This is a genomic window from Altererythrobacter sp. H2, from assembly GCF_035319885.1.
Classification (GTDB): Bacteria; Pseudomonadota; Alphaproteobacteria; order Sphingomonadales; family Sphingomonadaceae; genus 34-65-8.
Genome location: NZ_CP141285.1, coordinates 2,516,862 through 2,532,380 on the forward strand (window position 1 = coordinate 2,516,862; position 15,519 = coordinate 2,532,380).

At 63.6% G+C, this 15,519-nt stretch carries 11 protein-coding genes; 9 read left to right on the forward strand and 2 right to left on the reverse strand.

Going from position 1 to position 15,519, the window contains the following annotated elements; translation table 11 throughout:
* The first annotated feature begins 33 nt into the window (after positions 1 to 33).
* Positions 34 to 1,248, forward strand: coding sequence for an argininosuccinate synthase (locus U4960_RS12495; RefSeq protein WP_324260960.1), 1,215 nt, complete (start codon positions 34 to 36; stop codon positions 1,246 to 1,248).
* 865 nt (positions 1,249 to 2,113) lie between these two features.
* Positions 2,114 to 2,629, forward strand: a complete 516-nt coding sequence (locus U4960_RS12500; protein ID WP_324260961.1) for a septal ring lytic transglycosylase RlpA family protein — start codon at positions 2,114 to 2,116, stop codon at positions 2,627 to 2,629.
* A gap of 50 nt (positions 2,630 to 2,679) precedes the next feature.
* Here U4960_RS12500 and U4960_RS12505 read toward each other — a convergent pair whose 3' ends face one another.
* Positions 2,680 to 3,654: a hypothetical protein gene (locus U4960_RS12505; protein ID WP_324260962.1), complete on the reverse strand. Its 975-nt coding sequence runs from the start codon at positions 3,652 to 3,654 to the stop codon at positions 2,680 to 2,682.
* A 286-nt stretch (positions 3,655 to 3,940) separates the two neighbouring features.
* Here U4960_RS12505 and U4960_RS12510 point away from each other — a divergent pair, with 286 nt between their 5' ends.
* Both U4960_RS12510 and U4960_RS12515 read left to right on the forward strand, forming a co-directional pair.
* Positions 3,941 to 5,029 (forward strand): ParB N-terminal domain-containing protein, encoded by a 1,089-nt coding sequence (locus U4960_RS12510; protein ID WP_324260963.1) that lies wholly within the window; start codon positions 3,941 to 3,943, stop codon positions 5,027 to 5,029.
* Positions 5,030 to 5,034: 5 nt separating this feature from the next.
* Positions 5,035 to 5,901: a restriction endonuclease gene (locus U4960_RS12515; protein WP_324260964.1), complete on the forward strand. Its 867-nt coding sequence runs from the start codon at positions 5,035 to 5,037 to the stop codon at positions 5,899 to 5,901.
* Between the two features lie 659 nt (positions 5,902 to 6,560).
* Here the strand turns inward: U4960_RS12515 and uvrA are convergent.
* On the reverse strand, positions 6,561 to 9,488 hold the full coding sequence (uvrA, locus tag U4960_RS12520) for an excinuclease ABC subunit UvrA (protein ID WP_324260965.1): 2,928 nt from the start codon (positions 9,486 to 9,488) through the stop codon (positions 6,561 to 6,563).
* Positions 9,489 to 9,632: 144 nt separating this feature from the next.
* On the opposite strand from uvrA, the gene U4960_RS12525 reads away from it, so the two are divergent.
* The 5 genes from U4960_RS12525 (at position 9,633) to U4960_RS12545 (ending at position 15,397) form a co-directional block, all read left to right on the forward strand.
* A complete protein-coding gene (locus tag U4960_RS12525) occupies positions 9,633 to 10,634 on the forward strand; it encodes a hypothetical protein (protein ID WP_324260966.1) in 1,002 nt (333 codons plus the stop codon).
* A 110-nt stretch (positions 10,635 to 10,744) separates the two neighbouring features.
* Positions 10,745 to 12,991: a M3 family metallopeptidase gene (locus U4960_RS12530; protein ID WP_324260967.1), complete on the forward strand. Its 2,247-nt coding sequence runs from the start codon at positions 10,745 to 10,747 to the stop codon at positions 12,989 to 12,991.
* A gap of 250 nt (positions 12,992 to 13,241) precedes the next feature.
* Positions 13,242 to 13,646 (forward strand): hypothetical protein, encoded by a 405-nt coding sequence (locus U4960_RS12535; RefSeq protein ID WP_324260968.1) that lies wholly within the window; start codon positions 13,242 to 13,244, stop codon positions 13,644 to 13,646.
* Positions 13,646 to 13,927: a hypothetical protein gene (locus U4960_RS12540; RefSeq protein ID WP_324260969.1), complete on the forward strand. Its 282-nt coding sequence runs from the start codon at positions 13,646 to 13,648 to the stop codon at positions 13,925 to 13,927. The genes U4960_RS12535 and U4960_RS12540 overlap by 1 nt, the downstream gene beginning before the upstream one ends.
* A gap of 316 nt (positions 13,928 to 14,243) precedes the next feature.
* Positions 14,244 to 15,397 (forward strand): IS3 family transposase gene (locus U4960_RS12545; RefSeq protein WP_324260970.1). Its coding sequence is split into 2 segments (ribosomal slippage): positions 14,244 to 14,502 and positions 14,502 to 15,397, totalling 1,155 coding nucleotides; the frame shifts between segments, so codons are not numbered across the junction.
* Positions 15,398 to 15,519 lie beyond the last annotated feature (122 nt).

A 15,519-nucleotide genomic window follows, 5' to 3' on the forward strand; every position in this document is an offset into this window, starting at 1 on the left:
CCGCGCGCCGCCCTTCCAGCGGAGACTATACCCATGTCCGATATCAAGCGGGTCGTCCTGGCCTATTCCGGCGGCCTCGACACGAGCGTGATCGCCAAGTGGCTTGAGGTGGAGCGCGGGCTGGAGGTGGTTACCTTCACCGCCGATCTCGGCCAGGGCGAAGAGATCGAGCCTGCCCGGGCCAAGGCGCGCGCGATGGGTATTCCGGACCAGCACATCTACATCGAGGACCTGCGCGAAGAATTCGTCCGCGATTTCGTCTTCCCGATGATGCGCGCCAACGCCCGCTACGAAGGTGACTATCTGCTCGGCACCTCGATTGCCCGCCCGCTCATCTCCAAGCGACTGGTCGAAATCGCGCACGAAACCGGGGCCGATGCCATTGCTCACGGCGCGACCGGCAAGGGCAACGACCAGGTCCGGTTCGAACTCAGCGCCTATGCGCTTGATCCGGACATCAAGGTGATCGCCCCCTGGCGCGAATGGGACCTGACCAGCCGCACTGCCCTGATCGCCTGGGCCGAAGCGCACCAGATCCAGGTTCCGAAGGACAAGCGCGGCGACAGCCCGTTCTCGACCGATGCCAACCTGCTCCACACCTCCAGCGAAGGCAAGGTGCTGGAAGACCCGTGGGACGAGACGCCCGACTACGTCTACTCGCGCACCGAGCACCCTGAAGATGCGCCCGACACGCCGGAATACATCACGATCGATTTCGAGCGCGGCGACGGCGTTGCTCTCAACGGTGAAGCGATGAGCCCCGCCACCCTGCTGGCCGCGCTCAACGAGCTGGGCCGCAAGCACGGCATCGGCCGGCTCGACCTGGTCGAGAACCGCTTCGTCGGCATGAAATCGCGTGGAATGTACGAAACCCCCGGCGGCGAGATCTACGCCCGCGCGCATCGCGGGATCGAGCAGATCACCCTCGACCGGGGCGCGGCGCACCTCAAGGACGAGCTCATGCCCAAGTATGCCGAGCTCATCTACAACGGCTTCTGGTTCAGCCCGGAGCGGGAGATGCTGCAGGCCGCCATCGACCTCAGCCAGGAGAAGGTCAGCGGCACGGTGCGGCTGAAGCTCTACAAGGGGCTCGCCAGCGTGGTGGGCCGCAAGTCGGCCAATTCGCTGTACTCGGAAGCGCACGTCACCTTCGAGGATGACGCCGGCGCCTATGACCAGAAGGACGCCGCGGGCTTCATCAAGCTCAACGCCCTGCGGTTGCGGCTGCTGGCGAAGCGGGATCGCTAGGCCTTTCGCGGGCAGTGCGACGAAGCGTTGACTTATCCACCCGTGTCCACAGCGAAATCCGGGGAAAGTGGATAACTCGGCCTTGCAAAGCTTGAACGACTCATCCTGCGGGTGCAGCTTCGGTCTATCGGAAGGGTACGGAAGCCGCAACGGATGAAGGTCTAACAGCCTGAAACCGAAGCGAAATCCGAACCCGGAAGAGGTAGCGGGAACTGTCCGCGCGGTCTTCGAGGACCAAGTGCCGAAGGTTTCGACCGGACGCAAGTGGGCCGATTGAGAAGAACGCGAAAGCGTTCCGCTGCGGGCCGGGCAACCCGGTCGCTCATCGATGGCAGGCGCAGATGCCCCAGGGCAGACGCGTCGACCGCTTGAGATGGACGGCCAACACGGGTTGATCGGTCTCGGTTTCGACCAGGCCACAGGGGCGATCTTCGGATCGCGCACTGGGCAGGCAGGAACCGGATGCCGGTGCGAGCGCCGGTGATACAGCCGGATGGTCCGGTTCGCCGGACCGAAGGGGAAACCATCGGGCGCCAAGCGCTCGCCGGAACGGGACGCCGCAAGGCGGAACAGGAAGGCAGCCCACGCGCTGGCGAGAGTGGGGTCGGCAGCGATGCCGGCCCCATTTGCATGGGCCTCCACCCGCAGCCGGCAAGCCCAATCCTCTCCCACCTCATGCTCCCTCTCCTTGCGCGCGGAGGCCCGATTCTCGGCCGCCGTGCACTTGTCCGCACGCCCTCCCAAACGGCATGTGGCCGTGTTTCGGCCCCATTTCAGCGCCGAGACGAGCCCTGCTATCGACCAGCCGTTGCGCCCGTTTGGTTCCCGCCAGCTTCCGGGCGTAAAGGCCGCGCCCAACGCAGCTATGACGACCCTTCACACCTCTCTCACCCGCACCCGGCGGTTTGCGCTCGCCGCCACGCTGGCCGTGCTGCCGCTCGGCTCGGCGCTGGCGGAGAGCAGCGCCAGCGAGGCCGCCATCCCCGAGCTCGCCGCCCCCGTCACTGCCGCCCCCGTCACCGCAGTCGTCGTCCCGACAGTCCAGCCGCTCCCCGAACCGGCACCGGCCCCCGCATCCGCCACCCGCGCGCTCGGCAGCGGCGTCGCCAGCTTCTACGGCGCGGAGCTGCACGGCCGCCGCACCGCCAGCGGCGAGCGGTTCGACATGCACGCCCTCACCGCCGCGCACCGCACCCTGCCGTTCGGCACCCGCGTGGTGGTGACCAACCCGGCCAACGGCCGCTCGGTCACCGTGCGCATCAACGACCGCGGCCCGTTCCACGGCGGGCGGGTGATCGACGTCAGCCGCGCCGCCGCGAGCGAGCTCGGCCTGGTCGCGCGCGGCCACGGCACGGTCGAGCTGGCGCTGGTCGAGGGCTGAGGCCCCCGCACCCGCTCACCTACCCGCTCGCGCCCCCGCTCTCGCCGCCCCTACCCCGCGCTTCGCGCACCCTTCCCCGCCCCCTCCCCCTGCCCCTTGACCGAACGCCTGCCGCGTGAGGCGCGCCCGCGTGCTTCCTCCCGCTCGTGCTCGGCGCGGTCGACCGGGGGGAAGTGCGGGCACGCGCGGCATTGCGGCCAGCGCGGGTAGTCACAACACACCGCATAGTGCCCGCCGGGGTTGGAGACCGGCTCCGGCCCCTGCGCGGTCATGCGCCAGTGCGGCTGGCCGCCATCGGTGCCATGGCGCGCACCCGGGCAGTCACACGGCATGGCCGCCAGCGCCTGCTTCTGGGTCAGCGGAGCCGGAGACATGGACCGCTTGTTACACTGTCCTGGAGAAGAAAAATCACCCTGCCCCGGCTCGCCCGGTTCCTGCCCGGTCGAGGCCGCGTGGGCAGGCGCTGCGGCCACCACCGGCTCCTCCTCCCCGCGCGCGAAGCGGTCGAGCGCGGCTTCGAAATCCTCGGCAAAGGCATGGGCGGCGGCGTTGGCGGTGAGCCGGTCGAGCCGCGCGAGGTGCGCCAGCAGCAGGCGGGAATCGAACCGGCGGCGGGTGGCGACCTCCTCGCCGTGGTAGAACACCTTCTCCTCCACCCCCTCGATCGCGCGCACCGCCAGCACATCCTCCGCCACCGCCCGCGCGGCGAGCATGGCCGCATCCCACGCCAGCCGGAACGCCGGATTGGCGCGGCGCATGCGGTACGCGGTCTGGTGACTAATCCCGGCCGCCCGAACCGCCCGCCGCGCCGCCCCGCCCGCGGCCAGCGCGGAGAGGAAGGCGACCTGCTTGTCGCGGGAGAACTTCGCCCCTTCAGCAGAAACGGGAACCGGTTCTGCGCCCGGAAGGGGCGAGGCGCATTGCAGGGAACCCCGGTTCCCTGCCGCATCAGTGCTTTGCGGGGGATGCGCGGAGTCGGGCGGGAGAATGTCGAGGAGCGCGGGGAGCGATGTATGCGCGTTCATGCCGCACCTCCCGAACATTTGGTCTGGCGATGTCCGGTCCGCGACAAGCGGACCGCAAGGCCGACCGGCCGCCCGAGCTTATGCGAGGGAGCCAAGGCGCACGGACGTGCGCCGCCCGGCGTGTGAGGGCGTAAACAAGAAACTGCGTTCATCGCGGTGGTCCTTCTGTGGGGAGAGGGACCGGGGGATTTATGGCAGGTGGGGGGCTGTAGGAAAGGGCGTTGTCTGTTGCCAATTGTCGTAGCCATCACATCGCTCTAATGTCTCCCACGAAACGGAGTACGCCATGCAATCCCGCGAGATACCACTCGATCAGCTTCTTCTCGATCCCAATAATTATCGCTTGCAAGAATCTGACACCTTTATGATGGTGAACACAGAACGATTTTCTGAGGAGGGTGTGCAAGATCGCACACTAACGCGCCTCGGACGTCACTCTCTTCGGGAACTTGTTAATTCCATTAGATCAAACGGTTTCCTGGAAATTGAACGAATCGTAGTAACTCCATACGAACATGACGATGAGAAATTCTTAGTTATTGAAGGAAATCGACGAATAGCAGCTCTTCGAATATTGAGAGAAGAGCACCGGGGAGGCATTGACGTGCCAGATCAGGTAATTGCAACATTCGATGCTGTTCCTTGCTTAGTAGCCGACAATGAGGGCGAGGCGTTCTTCAAAGAAGCCCTAATGGGAATTAGGCACGTAGGCGGTATCAAGGAGTGGGGCGGTTTTCAGCGAGCCAAATTAATTGCGGATTTGCGCGACGGTCACGATCTTGAGGCTGGCGAGGTTGCAGATCGTCTTGGAATGCATGTTCAGGAAGTTAACCGACGCTACCGGGCGTACAAATGCCTTCAACAAATGCAAAACGACGAAGAATACGGCGAGTACGCAAACCCAGCGATGTATCCAATATTTCACGAGGCTGTATCACTACCAGTCCTCAGAGAGTGGGCGGGCTGGGATGCTGCTACAAATGCATTTAAGAACGATGAAAATAGAGATCTTTTCTATTCGCTCATAACACCGCACATCAACGAAGAAGATCCCAATCCTGATGCGGAACCAGCCCAGCCTAAGATAAAGTCGTATGGAGATGTTCGTCAATTACGAGATATTCTACCCAACGACGAAGCGAGAGCTTGCCTTCTTCAAGACGATAAATCCTTGCTTGATGCACAGACGATCGCCAAAAGAGACGAAATTTCGCGAAAATGGCGCAGCGAAGTTGGGGAAGCCAGTACCGCCCTAAAGAAGATAAGCGCGATTGAGGTTGAGGGCTTTGACGATGACGATCTGACAATCATTAACGCACTGGTCGAGACGGCTAAACGGGTAATCGCCATACATAAGCGACTGAAAGGTGGATAAGAAAAGTGGTTCCTGGCCCGGCCGCAGCGCTGGACGCGATTGGCCGATATCTCGAAATCGAAGCCGGACCGATAGCGGTACGAGCGCTCCTAGTCAATATTATTGTAGGAGAACGATGGCTTGTTGGCGATGAAGCGGCTGAGAAGGCCCAGAAATGGGAAAGAAGCCTACTAGTGCGAGCTCGCGCTCACTTAAACGCTTGTATAAATGACGGATCATTTATTGCGTTTACGTTCAACACGCTAAATCCTGAATATATCCAAGGAGCTTGTTACTGCGAACCTAGCGATCCGCCGGACATCGTAGAAGCCAAAAGGCGGCGCAGGAACTCAATCAAGCTATTCGATGCCATTCGCGTCAAAACGGCAAACGATTTGGAAATACTATGCGTTCGCCTACTAACGTTACTTGGTGTCAAAGACCCACGCCATACTCCTCGTAGCGGCGATGGAGGCATTGATTTTTATGGATTTTCTGACTTCGGCTATATCCTTAAACCAGAGATCTTGCCAGCAGGCGCTGAAAAAAACATGCGAGTCTGGTTTGTCGGGCAGGCGAAGCATTTTGACAAAACTGGAGTTTCGACGAAAGATATACGTGAAATAGTTGGATCAGCTGAACTGGCTAGAGCAAAGCTCTTTGCAGGAAAGAATGATCCAGTTCGATTTTTTTCAGCGAAGTTGTGTGACCCAGTATTCTCAATGTTTGTGACAACTGGAGAGTTCTCTCGAGATTCCAAAGACCTTATGAAAAAATCTGGGATCATCCCGATGGATGGGCCACAGCTAGGGCAGTTTCTTGCCGATAACAATGTAGGATTGATCGGCGAGGAATTTGACGACAGTGCTTTCGACACATGGTTATATGGCTAGCTTATCGGGCTCCTCCGCCCCCTCTGCGATCATGCCTGACAACTCCATGGATGCTTTTTTGGCCGCCTCGGCCTTTACGTGAGCAAACCGGCACTGCGCGTGGCGACCTAACACCCATTCCCGTTATCGCGAACGCAGCGGGGCGATCCAGGGCGCTCTCGATCGCCGTCCTTCGGCCGACGGGCAAGGCCCCCCGCTCAGGACACGCTATGCCCTGGGGGCTCCTCACAATGACGGCGGGTGGGTAGTGCGGCCTCTTCGCCGCCCTTCGACAGGCTCAGGACAGGCTTCGCGTGGACCAAAACAAGCGGGACCCCGGATCTCGTCCGGGGTGACGTGGTCGTTCTGGCCTTCGCAGGGGCAGGCAAGTCCGGGGTGGCGAAGGGAGAGCAGCGGTTGCCGGTTGCGGGGCCTCTCTGCGCCTTGTCTTTCCTCTGCGGTCTCTGCGTGAAACACACTGGGGCGAGGTGTGGGGTCAGGGTGGCGCTTCGCCACTGCGTGGTCCCGCTGTCCCAAGGGGGAGGAATACCAGCCTGCGGCTGGCCCCCTCTCCCAACCCCGGATCAGGTCCGGGGCAGGCTCCTCTCGCGCAAGGGGAGAGGGCCTTTGTGCCCCCTCCGTCCGTGCTGCGCACGGCCGCCTCCCCCAGCGGGGGAGAATTATTCGACCGCCACCGCCGAGCGTTCACCAACTTTGGCCAGCAGCGGGGCGAGGTAGTGCCCGGTGTAGCTGCGCGGTTCCTTGACCACTTGCTCCGGGGTGCCGACCGCGACGATCTCGCCGCCGCGCACGCCGCCGCCGGGGCCGAGGTCGAGCACCCAGTCGGCGGTCTTGATCACGTCGAGGTTGTGCTCGATCACCACCACGGTGTTGCCCTGATCAACCAGCCGGTGGAGCACTTCGAGCAGCTTGCGCACGTCCTCGAAGTGCAGGCCGGTGGTCGGCTCGTCGAGGATGTAGAGCGTCTGCCCGGTGCTGCGGCGGCTCAGTTCCTTGGCCAGCTTGACCCGCTGCGCCTCGCCGCCGGAGAGCGTGGTCGCCTGCTGGCCGACCTTGACGTAGCCGAGGCCGACTTCGTTGAGCATGTGCATCTTGTCGCGGATCGGGGGGACGGCCTTGAAGAATTCCTCCGCATCCTCGATCGTCATGTCGAGCACGTCGGCGATCGAGTGGCCCTTGAACTTCACCTCCAGCGTTTCGCGGTTGTAGCGGCGGCCGTGGCATTGCTCGCAGGTGACGTAGACATCGGGCAGGAAGTGCATCTCGATCTTGATCAGGCCGTCGCCCTGGCACGCCTCGCACCGGCCGCCCTTGACGTTGAAGCTGAAGCGGCCGGGCTTGTAGCCGCGCGCCTGGCTTTCCGGCAGGCCGGCGAACCAGTCACGGATCTGGGTGAAGGCGCCGGTGTAGGTGGCGGGGTTGGAGCGCGGGGTGCGGCCGATCGGGGACTGGTCGATCTCGATCACCTTGTCGCACAGCTCCAGCCCGGTGACCTTGTCATGCGCGCCGGCGATCACCCGCGCCCCGTTGAGCGCGCGGGCGGCGGCGGCGTGGAGCGTGTCGATGGTGAGGCTGGACTTGCCCGAGCCGCTGACCCCGGTGACGCAGGTGAAGGTGCCGAGCGGGAACTTCGCCGTGACATCGCGCAGGTTGTTGGCCCGCGCGCCGTGGACCGTCACGTGGTGGCCGTTGCCCATGCGGCGCGTGGCCGGCACCTCGATCCGGCGGGTGCCGTTGAGGTAGGCGGCGGTGAGGCTGGTCTTGCTCCTGAGCACTTCCTTGAGCGTGCCCTGCGCCACCACCTCGCCCCCGTGCACCCCGGCGCCGGGGCCGAGGTCGACCACGTGGTCGGCGGTGCGGATGGCGTCCTCGTCATGCTCGACCACGATCACCGTGTTGCCGAGATCGCGCAGCCGCTTGAGGGTTTCGAGCAGCCGGTCGTTGTCGCGCTGGTGCAGGCCGATGCTCGGCTCGTCGAGCACGTAGAGCACGCCTGACAGGCCGGAGCCGATCTGGCTGGCGAGGCGGATGCGCTGGCTCTCCCCGCCGCTGAGGGTGCCGCTGGTGCGGTCAAGGTTGAGGTAGTCGAGCCCGACGTTGTCGAGGAAGCCCAGCCGCTCGTTGATCTCCTTGAGGATGGCGCGGGCGATCTGGCGCTGGGTCTCGCCCAGCTGCTCCTCCAGCGCGAGGAACCAGGCCTTGGCATCGGCGACGCTCATCTTGGTGGGGGTGGCGATGTCGGTCATCGCAACCTTCACGCTCAATGCCTTCTCGTTGAGCCGCTTGCCGCCGCACGCCTCGCACGGCTGCGCGGTCTGGAACTTGGACAGCTCCTCGCGCATCCACGCGCTTTCGGTCTGCAGCAGGCGGCGGTTGAGGTTGCCGATCACCCCCTCGAACGCCTTGGTGACGGTGTATTCCTTGCGCCCGTCCTTGAAGGTCAGCGGCACCGGCATCCCGCCCGTGCCGTGGAGGATGATGGTCCGCTGATCGGGCGCGAGTTCCTGCCACGGGGTGGTGAGCGCGAAGTCATAGGCCTTGGCCAGGCTCGCCAGCACCTGCATGTAATAGGGGCTCGGCGGGTTGGACTTGGCCCACGGCACCACCGCGCCCTGCTTGAGCGACAGCGCCTCGTTCGGCACCACCAGCTGCGGGTCGAACAGCATCTTCTCGCCCAGGCCATCGCAGGTCGGGCAGGCCCCCTGCGGCGCGTTGAAGGAGAACAGCCGCGGCTCGATCTCCTCGATGGTGAAGCCGGAGACGGGGCAGGCGAACTTCTCCGAAAAGACGATCCGGTTGGCAGGAATGCCCGCCCCCTTCATGGCGCCGCCCGCTTCACCCTCGCCCTCGCGCCCCGGCACCACGCCGTCAGCCAGGTCGACATAGGCCAGTCCCTCGGCCAGCTTGAGCGCCTGCTCGAAGCTGTCAGCCAGCCGCGTCTCCACGCCCGGCTTCACCGCTATCCGGTCAACCACCACCTCGATGTCGTGCTTGAGCTTCTTGTCGAGCGCGGGGGCTTCCTCGATGCCGTAGAATTCGCCGTCGATCCGCACCCGGGTGAAGCCGGCCTTCTGCCATTCGGCCAGTTCGCGCCGGTATTCGCCCTTGCGCCCGCGCACCACCGGGGCAAGCAGGTAGAGCCGCGTGCCTTCCGGCAAGGTCATCACCCGGTCGACCATCTGGCTGACAGTCTGCGCGCTGATCGGCAGGCCGGTGGCAGGTGAATAAGGCACGCCGACGCGGGCCCACAGCAGCCGCATGTAATCGTAGATCTCGGTCACCGTCGCCACAGTGGAGCGCGGGTTGCGGCTGGTGGTCTTCTGCTCGATGCTGATGGCAGGAGAAAGCCCGTCGATATGCTCGACATCGGGCTTCTGCATCATTTCGAGAAACTGGCGCGCATAGGCGCTAAGGCTCTCGACATAGCGCCGCTGCCCCTCGGCGTAGATCGTGTCGAACGCCAGGCTGGACTTGCCCGACCCCGAAAGCCCCGTGATCACGATCAGCGCATCGCGCGGCAGGTCGATATCGACCCCCTTGAGGTTATGCTCGCGCGCGCCGCGCACGGAAATGTGGGTCAATGCCATGGGTCGTGCTGTTCCATATTTGTTCGGATTCTGCAAGGCAGCCGACCGGGCGGGCGGGACAACCTGGAAAGGCAGCAGGTGGGATTGACAATGATCCATTGAAAGGGCGTGGTGCAGTAAATCTTGCAAACAGGATGAGACCTCATGCGTATCTTGTTGCCTGCCATGCTCGCGTTTGCCGCCCCTGCCTCCATCGCAGGGCTGAATTTGGCGTGGGCGCAGCCAGCACAGGCCCAGGCCGCAATCGATCCGGCGTTTCTGGCCGAGGTGCAGGGGCGCTGGGTGTCTCGATTTCCCCACAGCGACATAGAGTTCGAAGTCAACGGCACCGAGATCCGCCTCGTCGTGGCAGAGGAGAAAGTCCATGGCAGCGGGCGGTCGCAGTATGTGCCTCGTGCTGGCGATCTGGTTGCGGTGATCACCGGCGCTGAACGGACCGGCGCCAAACAGGGGGTCGATGGCAAAGACTATCCGGAATATGTCTTTTACGTCCGCAGCATCTCCAATCATGGAGACGGCTGGCGGATTTCCGAAAGTTCCACCACCAGGCACCTGACATTCAACACGCAGTTTTGCCGGGACGGCTCGTCCGGCCCCACCAAGCCATTCTCCAATTACTACACCCTGTCTTCGCCGGCAGTGGTGACCAATGACGGTTGGCGCGCCGAAGCCAAGGGCCGGATTTTCCCGCCGCGCGGCAGTGTGCCCAACTGGGCCGATCCGATCGTGCCAGGCTGCAAGGATGGCCCGTCAAGTCGCCCGAACCGCATGACGGGCTCGGCCAGCACAGCCACCGCCGCGCAGCCTGCGCAGGTGTCCTCTGACCCTGTTCCGCCCTTATCCGTTCCGGTTGCCTCCGAGCAGGAGCAGCGCGAGCAGGCCGAGCGCGAGCGCCTGAACCGGGAACAGGCCGAGTTCGGCACCCGCCAGCTGGCCGAGAACGAAGCCAACCGGCAGGCCTACGAGCAGGCCCTGCGTGACCGGGAGGCCACCATCGCCCGCCAGGCGGCCGAGCACGAGGCGGCGGTCGCGGCGGTCGAGGCTGAACGGCTCCGGCGCGAGCGCGAACACGAAGCCGCCATGGCCCGCTGGCGCGCCGACGTGGAAGCCTGCCGGAAGGGCGACCGGAGCCGATGCGCCCAGTGACGGAAATGCACCCGGTTGCATTTGTAATCAATCTCAGGTTCAAGCGCGGTCAGCTAACAGCCCGGCCAACACCGGGTAAGACCCGACCATGATCCGATAAGGAGTCGCCGATGAAATCCCGCCTCATGCTCGCCGCCGCTGCCGGCGCGCTGCTCACCACTGTTGCCATCATGCCGGAGCCCGCCATGGCCCAGACCAAGCCTGCCGCTTCCTCCGCCAACCTGTCTGGCGACGAGCTGGACAAGGCGATTGCCTATTTCGCCAATGACAGCGTGCTGCCTTTCCACGCGCCCGATTTCACCAGGGTGCCAGACGCGGTCTACCTGCCCGCGTTCGAGAAGGCGATGGCAGTCCACAACGGCGAGATCGCGCGGATCAAGGCCAATCCGGAGGCGCCCACGTTCGAGAACACCATCGTCGCGCTGGAAACCTCGGGGCGGATGCTGGGCCGGGTCGCGACCATGTTCTTCGCCCTGACCGGCGCCAACACCAACGACACGCTTGACGAGACGCAGACCTTGGTCGGCCCGAAGCTGTCGCAGCATGGCGATGCGATCACGCTGGATCCGGTGCTGTTTGCCCGCGTGAAGGCGGTCTACGACAACCGCGCTTCGATGAGCATGACGCCGGAGCAGGCCAAGCTGCTGGAGGAAACCTACGAAGGCATGGTCAACGCCGGGGCGCAGCTGACCCCGGCCCAGAAGGAGCAGGTCAAGACAATCAACTCCGACCTGTCCAAGCTGACCACGGACTTCAGCCAGCGGGTGCGCGCGGCGACTGTCGCCAATGCGCTGGTGGTTGACAGCGCGGCGGAGCTGGCCGGCCTGTCGCAGGCCGACATCGATGCCGCGGCCAAGCTGGCAGCGGAAAAGGGGATGCAGGGCAAGTTCGCCATCGCGCTGCAGAACACCACCCAGCAGCCGCTCCTGCCCGCGCTGGAAAACCGCGCCACCCGCGAAAAGCTGTTCAGGCTCTCGCTCACCCGCGCCGAGCAGGGCGGGCCGAACGACACCCGCGAACTGATCGCCCAGATCGTCCGCCTGCGCGCCGAAAAGGCCGCGCTGTTCGGGCATGACAGCTGGGGCAGCTATGCCCTGGTTGACCGGATGGCGAAGAAGCCGGAAACCGCGCTGGGCTTCATGACCGACATGGTCCCCGCCCTCGCCGCGACCCAGCAGCGCGAGGCGGCCCTGCTCAACGAGATGATCGCAGCCGAAGGCGGCAATTTCTCGGTCGAGCCGTGGGACTGGTACCGCTATGCCAACAAGGTCAAGGCGGAACGCTACGAGCTCGATGAAGACAAGGTCATGGAGTACTTCCAGATTGACCGGGTGCTGGAAGACGGGGTGTTCTACGCTGCCAACCAGCTGTTCGGGCTCGACTTCAAGAAGCGCACCGACCTGCCGGTCTATCACCCGGACGTGACCACCTACAGCGTGTTCGACCGCGACGGGAGCGAGCTGGGGATCTTCTACTTCGACCCCTACCAGCGCCCGAGCAAGCGTGGCGGCGCGTGGATGAGCAACTTCGTCGACCAGAGCTATCTCTACGGCACCAAGCCAGTGATCTACAACGTGCTCAACATCCCCAAGGCGGCCGAGGGCGAAGTCCAGCTGGTCAGCTTCGACAACGTCAACACGCTGTTCCACGAATTCGGCCACGCGCTGCACGGCTTCTTCGCCGATCAGCAGTATGCCAGCCTCTCCGGCACCGCCACCGCGCGCGATTTCGTGGAGTATCCCAGTCAGGTCAACGAGATGTGGGCCACCTGGCCCAGCATCCTCGAAAACTACGCCAAGCACTACAAGACCGGCGAGACCATCCCGGCCGAGCTGATCGCCAAGATCGACGCGGCGAGCAAGTTCAACCAGGGGTATGACTTCGGCGAAGTCGTTGCCGCCGCCCTGCTCGACATGAAGTGGCACGCGCTTTCGGTGGACGAGGCCGCGAAGATCCGCACCGCCGCCGATGTCGACGCGTTCGAGCGGCGCGCGCTGGAAGAGCTGGGGCTGAAGGTGGACCTGGTGCCGCCGCGCTATCGCAGCAACTACTTCAACCACATCTTCAGCTCGCCGGCCGGCTATTCGGCGGGCTACTACAGCTACCTGTGGACCGAGATGCTCGACCGTGACAGCCGCAAGTGGTTCCGCGACAACGGCGGCCTGACCCGCGCCAACGGCGACCACTACCGCGCCACCGTGATCAGCCGCGGCGGCACGATGGACTACTTCGAGATGTTCGAGAACTTCGCCGGGCGCCAGCCCGACGTGACCCCGATGCTCGAAGCGCGCGGCCTGACCGGCGGCGGCATCGAACCCAGCGGCGAACCGATCATGGAAGCGGTCGGCGGGAAGTAAGACCTCCACCCGCCGCCCTCGCCCCAAGGGGCGATGGTGGCGGGTGTTTGCTAGGCCAAGTGTCTGGGCACCTGCCATCCGCTTGCCAGCGCAGGCTGGATCAGCGGACCGGAACAGCGTATCAGGAGAACACTCGGCCCCGGCGAACGAGGCCCGAAGCGGAAGAAGAATTTAGTATAGTCCACCCCGAAATTGTTGCCGGATTGTCCAGCGGATCTACTAGTATCGCGCGGGCATCGAAAATTTCCGCTTGGATGACAAGATGGGCGACTTACGAGACAATTGGTGGACGCTCGATATCGGAGAGAGCATCGATGTCGGCCTTCCAGGCATCTACGAGTGGCGCATTGGCGTCGACAGCCTTTACATCGGCAAGTCAGCAAGGCTGCGAGGGCGTATCCGCGAATATCCCAACAACGTCCGCAAGCTGATTGCCGGAGATGCGTACAGGAAGGGAAAACCCACTTCCTATCGCGAAATCCACCGCGCACTGCGCATCGCACATGACGACATGATCGAGGTTAGTCTCACTGTACTGGAAAACTGTGGACGTGAAGTACTGAACCAACGTGAGCGGTATTGGATTGCAACCCGCAGAGCCGAGGAGGCGCAAGGTGGTCCTCGCGTTCTCAATGCGGCCAAGTGGAGTGTGTGATGGCACGCGAATTGTACTGTTGGCGCTGCAAAGTTAAAATGCCGATGCTGGATGAGGACGAATGGGAGCGTATCGGCCCGCTTCTTTCCGGGTCGGCCGATCCCATAATGAGAGATGCCGCCCTCGATCTTTTCGAGCTTATGACCGGCATGCGTGAAACCAACATCAATGCGATTTGGCATCACCGGATCAAGGAGCATGGTCCGCCCTGCACCACATGCGGGAAACCATTGAGGACGCCGAAAGCGAGCTTCTGCGCTGCCTGCGGCGGCATGCGCTGAGATCACGAGTTGAGCGGCGATAATTCCGGGGACACATACTATAATTCCGGGTACAGTATATCAACTTCCTCTGCGCCTCTCTTTATCTCTGTGCGCTCTGCGTGAACCAATCGGCGGTGTGCGTGGGGTCAGGGTGCCCCTCCACCACTTAGTGGTCCCCCTCCCCGGCACGGGGAGGAATGGCCTCCATCCGTCCGGCACAATCGGTTTTCCTACTCGTCCCCGATCTGCCACCACGGCGCGATGATCGTTGACCTGCCCCCCGCTGGCTCCCTCGATTTGATGTAGAGTCTGCCCTGAGCGAAGGAGCAGATGAATGAGGAAGAGTCGTTTTACCGAGGAGCAGATTATCGGCATGATCAAGGAGCAGGAGGCCGGACTGCCGACTGCCGAGGTTTGCCGCAAGCACGGGTTGAGCCCTGCGACCTTTTACAAGCTGAAGGCCAAGTATGGCGGCCTGGAGGTGTCGGAGGCGCGGCGCCTGCGACTTCTCGAGGAGGAGAATAGCAAACTCAAGCGGCTGCTGGCCGAAAGCGTGCTGGACAATGCGATCCTCAAGGATCTCTTGGGAAAAGTCTGACGACGCCAGGCCAGCGACGGGACGTGGCGCTCGGCGTGATGCGGGATTACCAGATCTCACAGCGCCGGGCCTGCGGGCTGGTTGGCGTCGACCCCAAGACGGTCCGGCGAGAACGTCCGCCTGATCATGCCGAGATCCGCGAAGAGATGCGCGAGATCGCCGCTCAGCGCCGCCGGTTCGGCTACCGGCGCGTGGGCGTCATGCTCGAACGCAAGGGGCACGTGATGAACCACAAGAAGCTCTACCGGTTGTATCGCGAAGAGGGCTTGTCGGTGCGGCGGCGGCGCGGGCGCAAGCGGGCACGCGGCAGTCGGACGCCGATGCCTGTGCCGCTGCGGCCGAACGATCGCTGGTCGATGGACTTTGTGGCTGACACCTTCGGCGCTTCCCGCAGGCTGCGTATCCTGGCGATCAACGATGACGCCTGCCGGGAGAACCTGTGCTTGCTGGGCGACACCAGCATCTCTGGCGCTCGGGTTGCCCGGGAGTTGGACACGCTGGTGCGGCTGTATGGCAAACCGGCCTGCATCGTCAGCGACAACGGGACGGAGTTTACGAGCCGGGCGATCCTGAAGTGGGCGAGCGAGAACCGGGTCGAATGGCACTACATCGATCCGGGCAAGCCACAGCAGAATGCGTTCATTGAATCGTTCAACGGATCGCTGCGCGACGAGCTGCTCAATGAGGAGCTGTTCGACAGCCTCGCCGATGCCCGGCGCAAACTGGCGGTCTGGCGCTACGACTACAACAACGTCCGGCCGCACTCATCCCTTGGGAACCGGACGCCGACACAAGCGCGCCGGACGTTCCAGCAAGATGGAAGCGTCACGCCCGGCGCGCTTGTGCCGGCCGGCGAGCACGAATATCAAACCGGCAGACTCTCGTTATGACCGCGGGATCACCGGGGGGCAGGTCATCGTCAGTCCGCCTTGCTGTAAGCCGAGCGCAACGATCCTTGCCCGCACGCGGCGGATTTTTTCCGCTCAGGACAGTGTAACAAGTGTAACAGGTT

Excerpts from the sequence above, each read along its gene's own strand:
- U4960_RS12530 (WP_324260967.1), top strand. The coding sequence starts at position 10,745 with ATGAAATCCCGCCTCATGCTCGCCGCCGCTGCCGGCGCGCTGCTCACC.
- U4960_RS12495 (WP_324260960.1), top strand. The coding sequence starts at position 34 with ATGTCCGATATCAAGCGGGTCGTCCTGGCCTATTCCGGCGGCCTCGAC.
- uvrA (WP_324260965.1), bottom strand. The coding sequence starts at position 9,488 with ATGGCATTGACCCACATTTCCGTGCGCGGCGCGCGCGAGCATAACCTC.
- U4960_RS12510 (WP_324260963.1), top strand. The coding sequence starts at position 3,941 with ATGCAATCCCGCGAGATACCACTCGATCAGCTTCTTCTCGATCCCAAT.
- U4960_RS12525 (WP_324260966.1), top strand. The coding sequence starts at position 9,633 with ATGCGTATCTTGTTGCCTGCCATGCTCGCGTTTGCCGCCCCTGCCTCC.
- U4960_RS12540 (WP_324260969.1), top strand. The coding sequence starts at position 13,646 with ATGGCACGCGAATTGTACTGTTGGCGCTGCAAAGTTAAAATGCCGATG.
- U4960_RS12505 (WP_324260962.1), bottom strand. The coding sequence starts at position 3,654 with ATGAACGCGCATACATCGCTCCCCGCGCTCCTCGACATTCTCCCGCCC.
- U4960_RS12500 (WP_324260961.1), top strand. The coding sequence starts at position 2,114 with ATGACGACCCTTCACACCTCTCTCACCCGCACCCGGCGGTTTGCGCTC.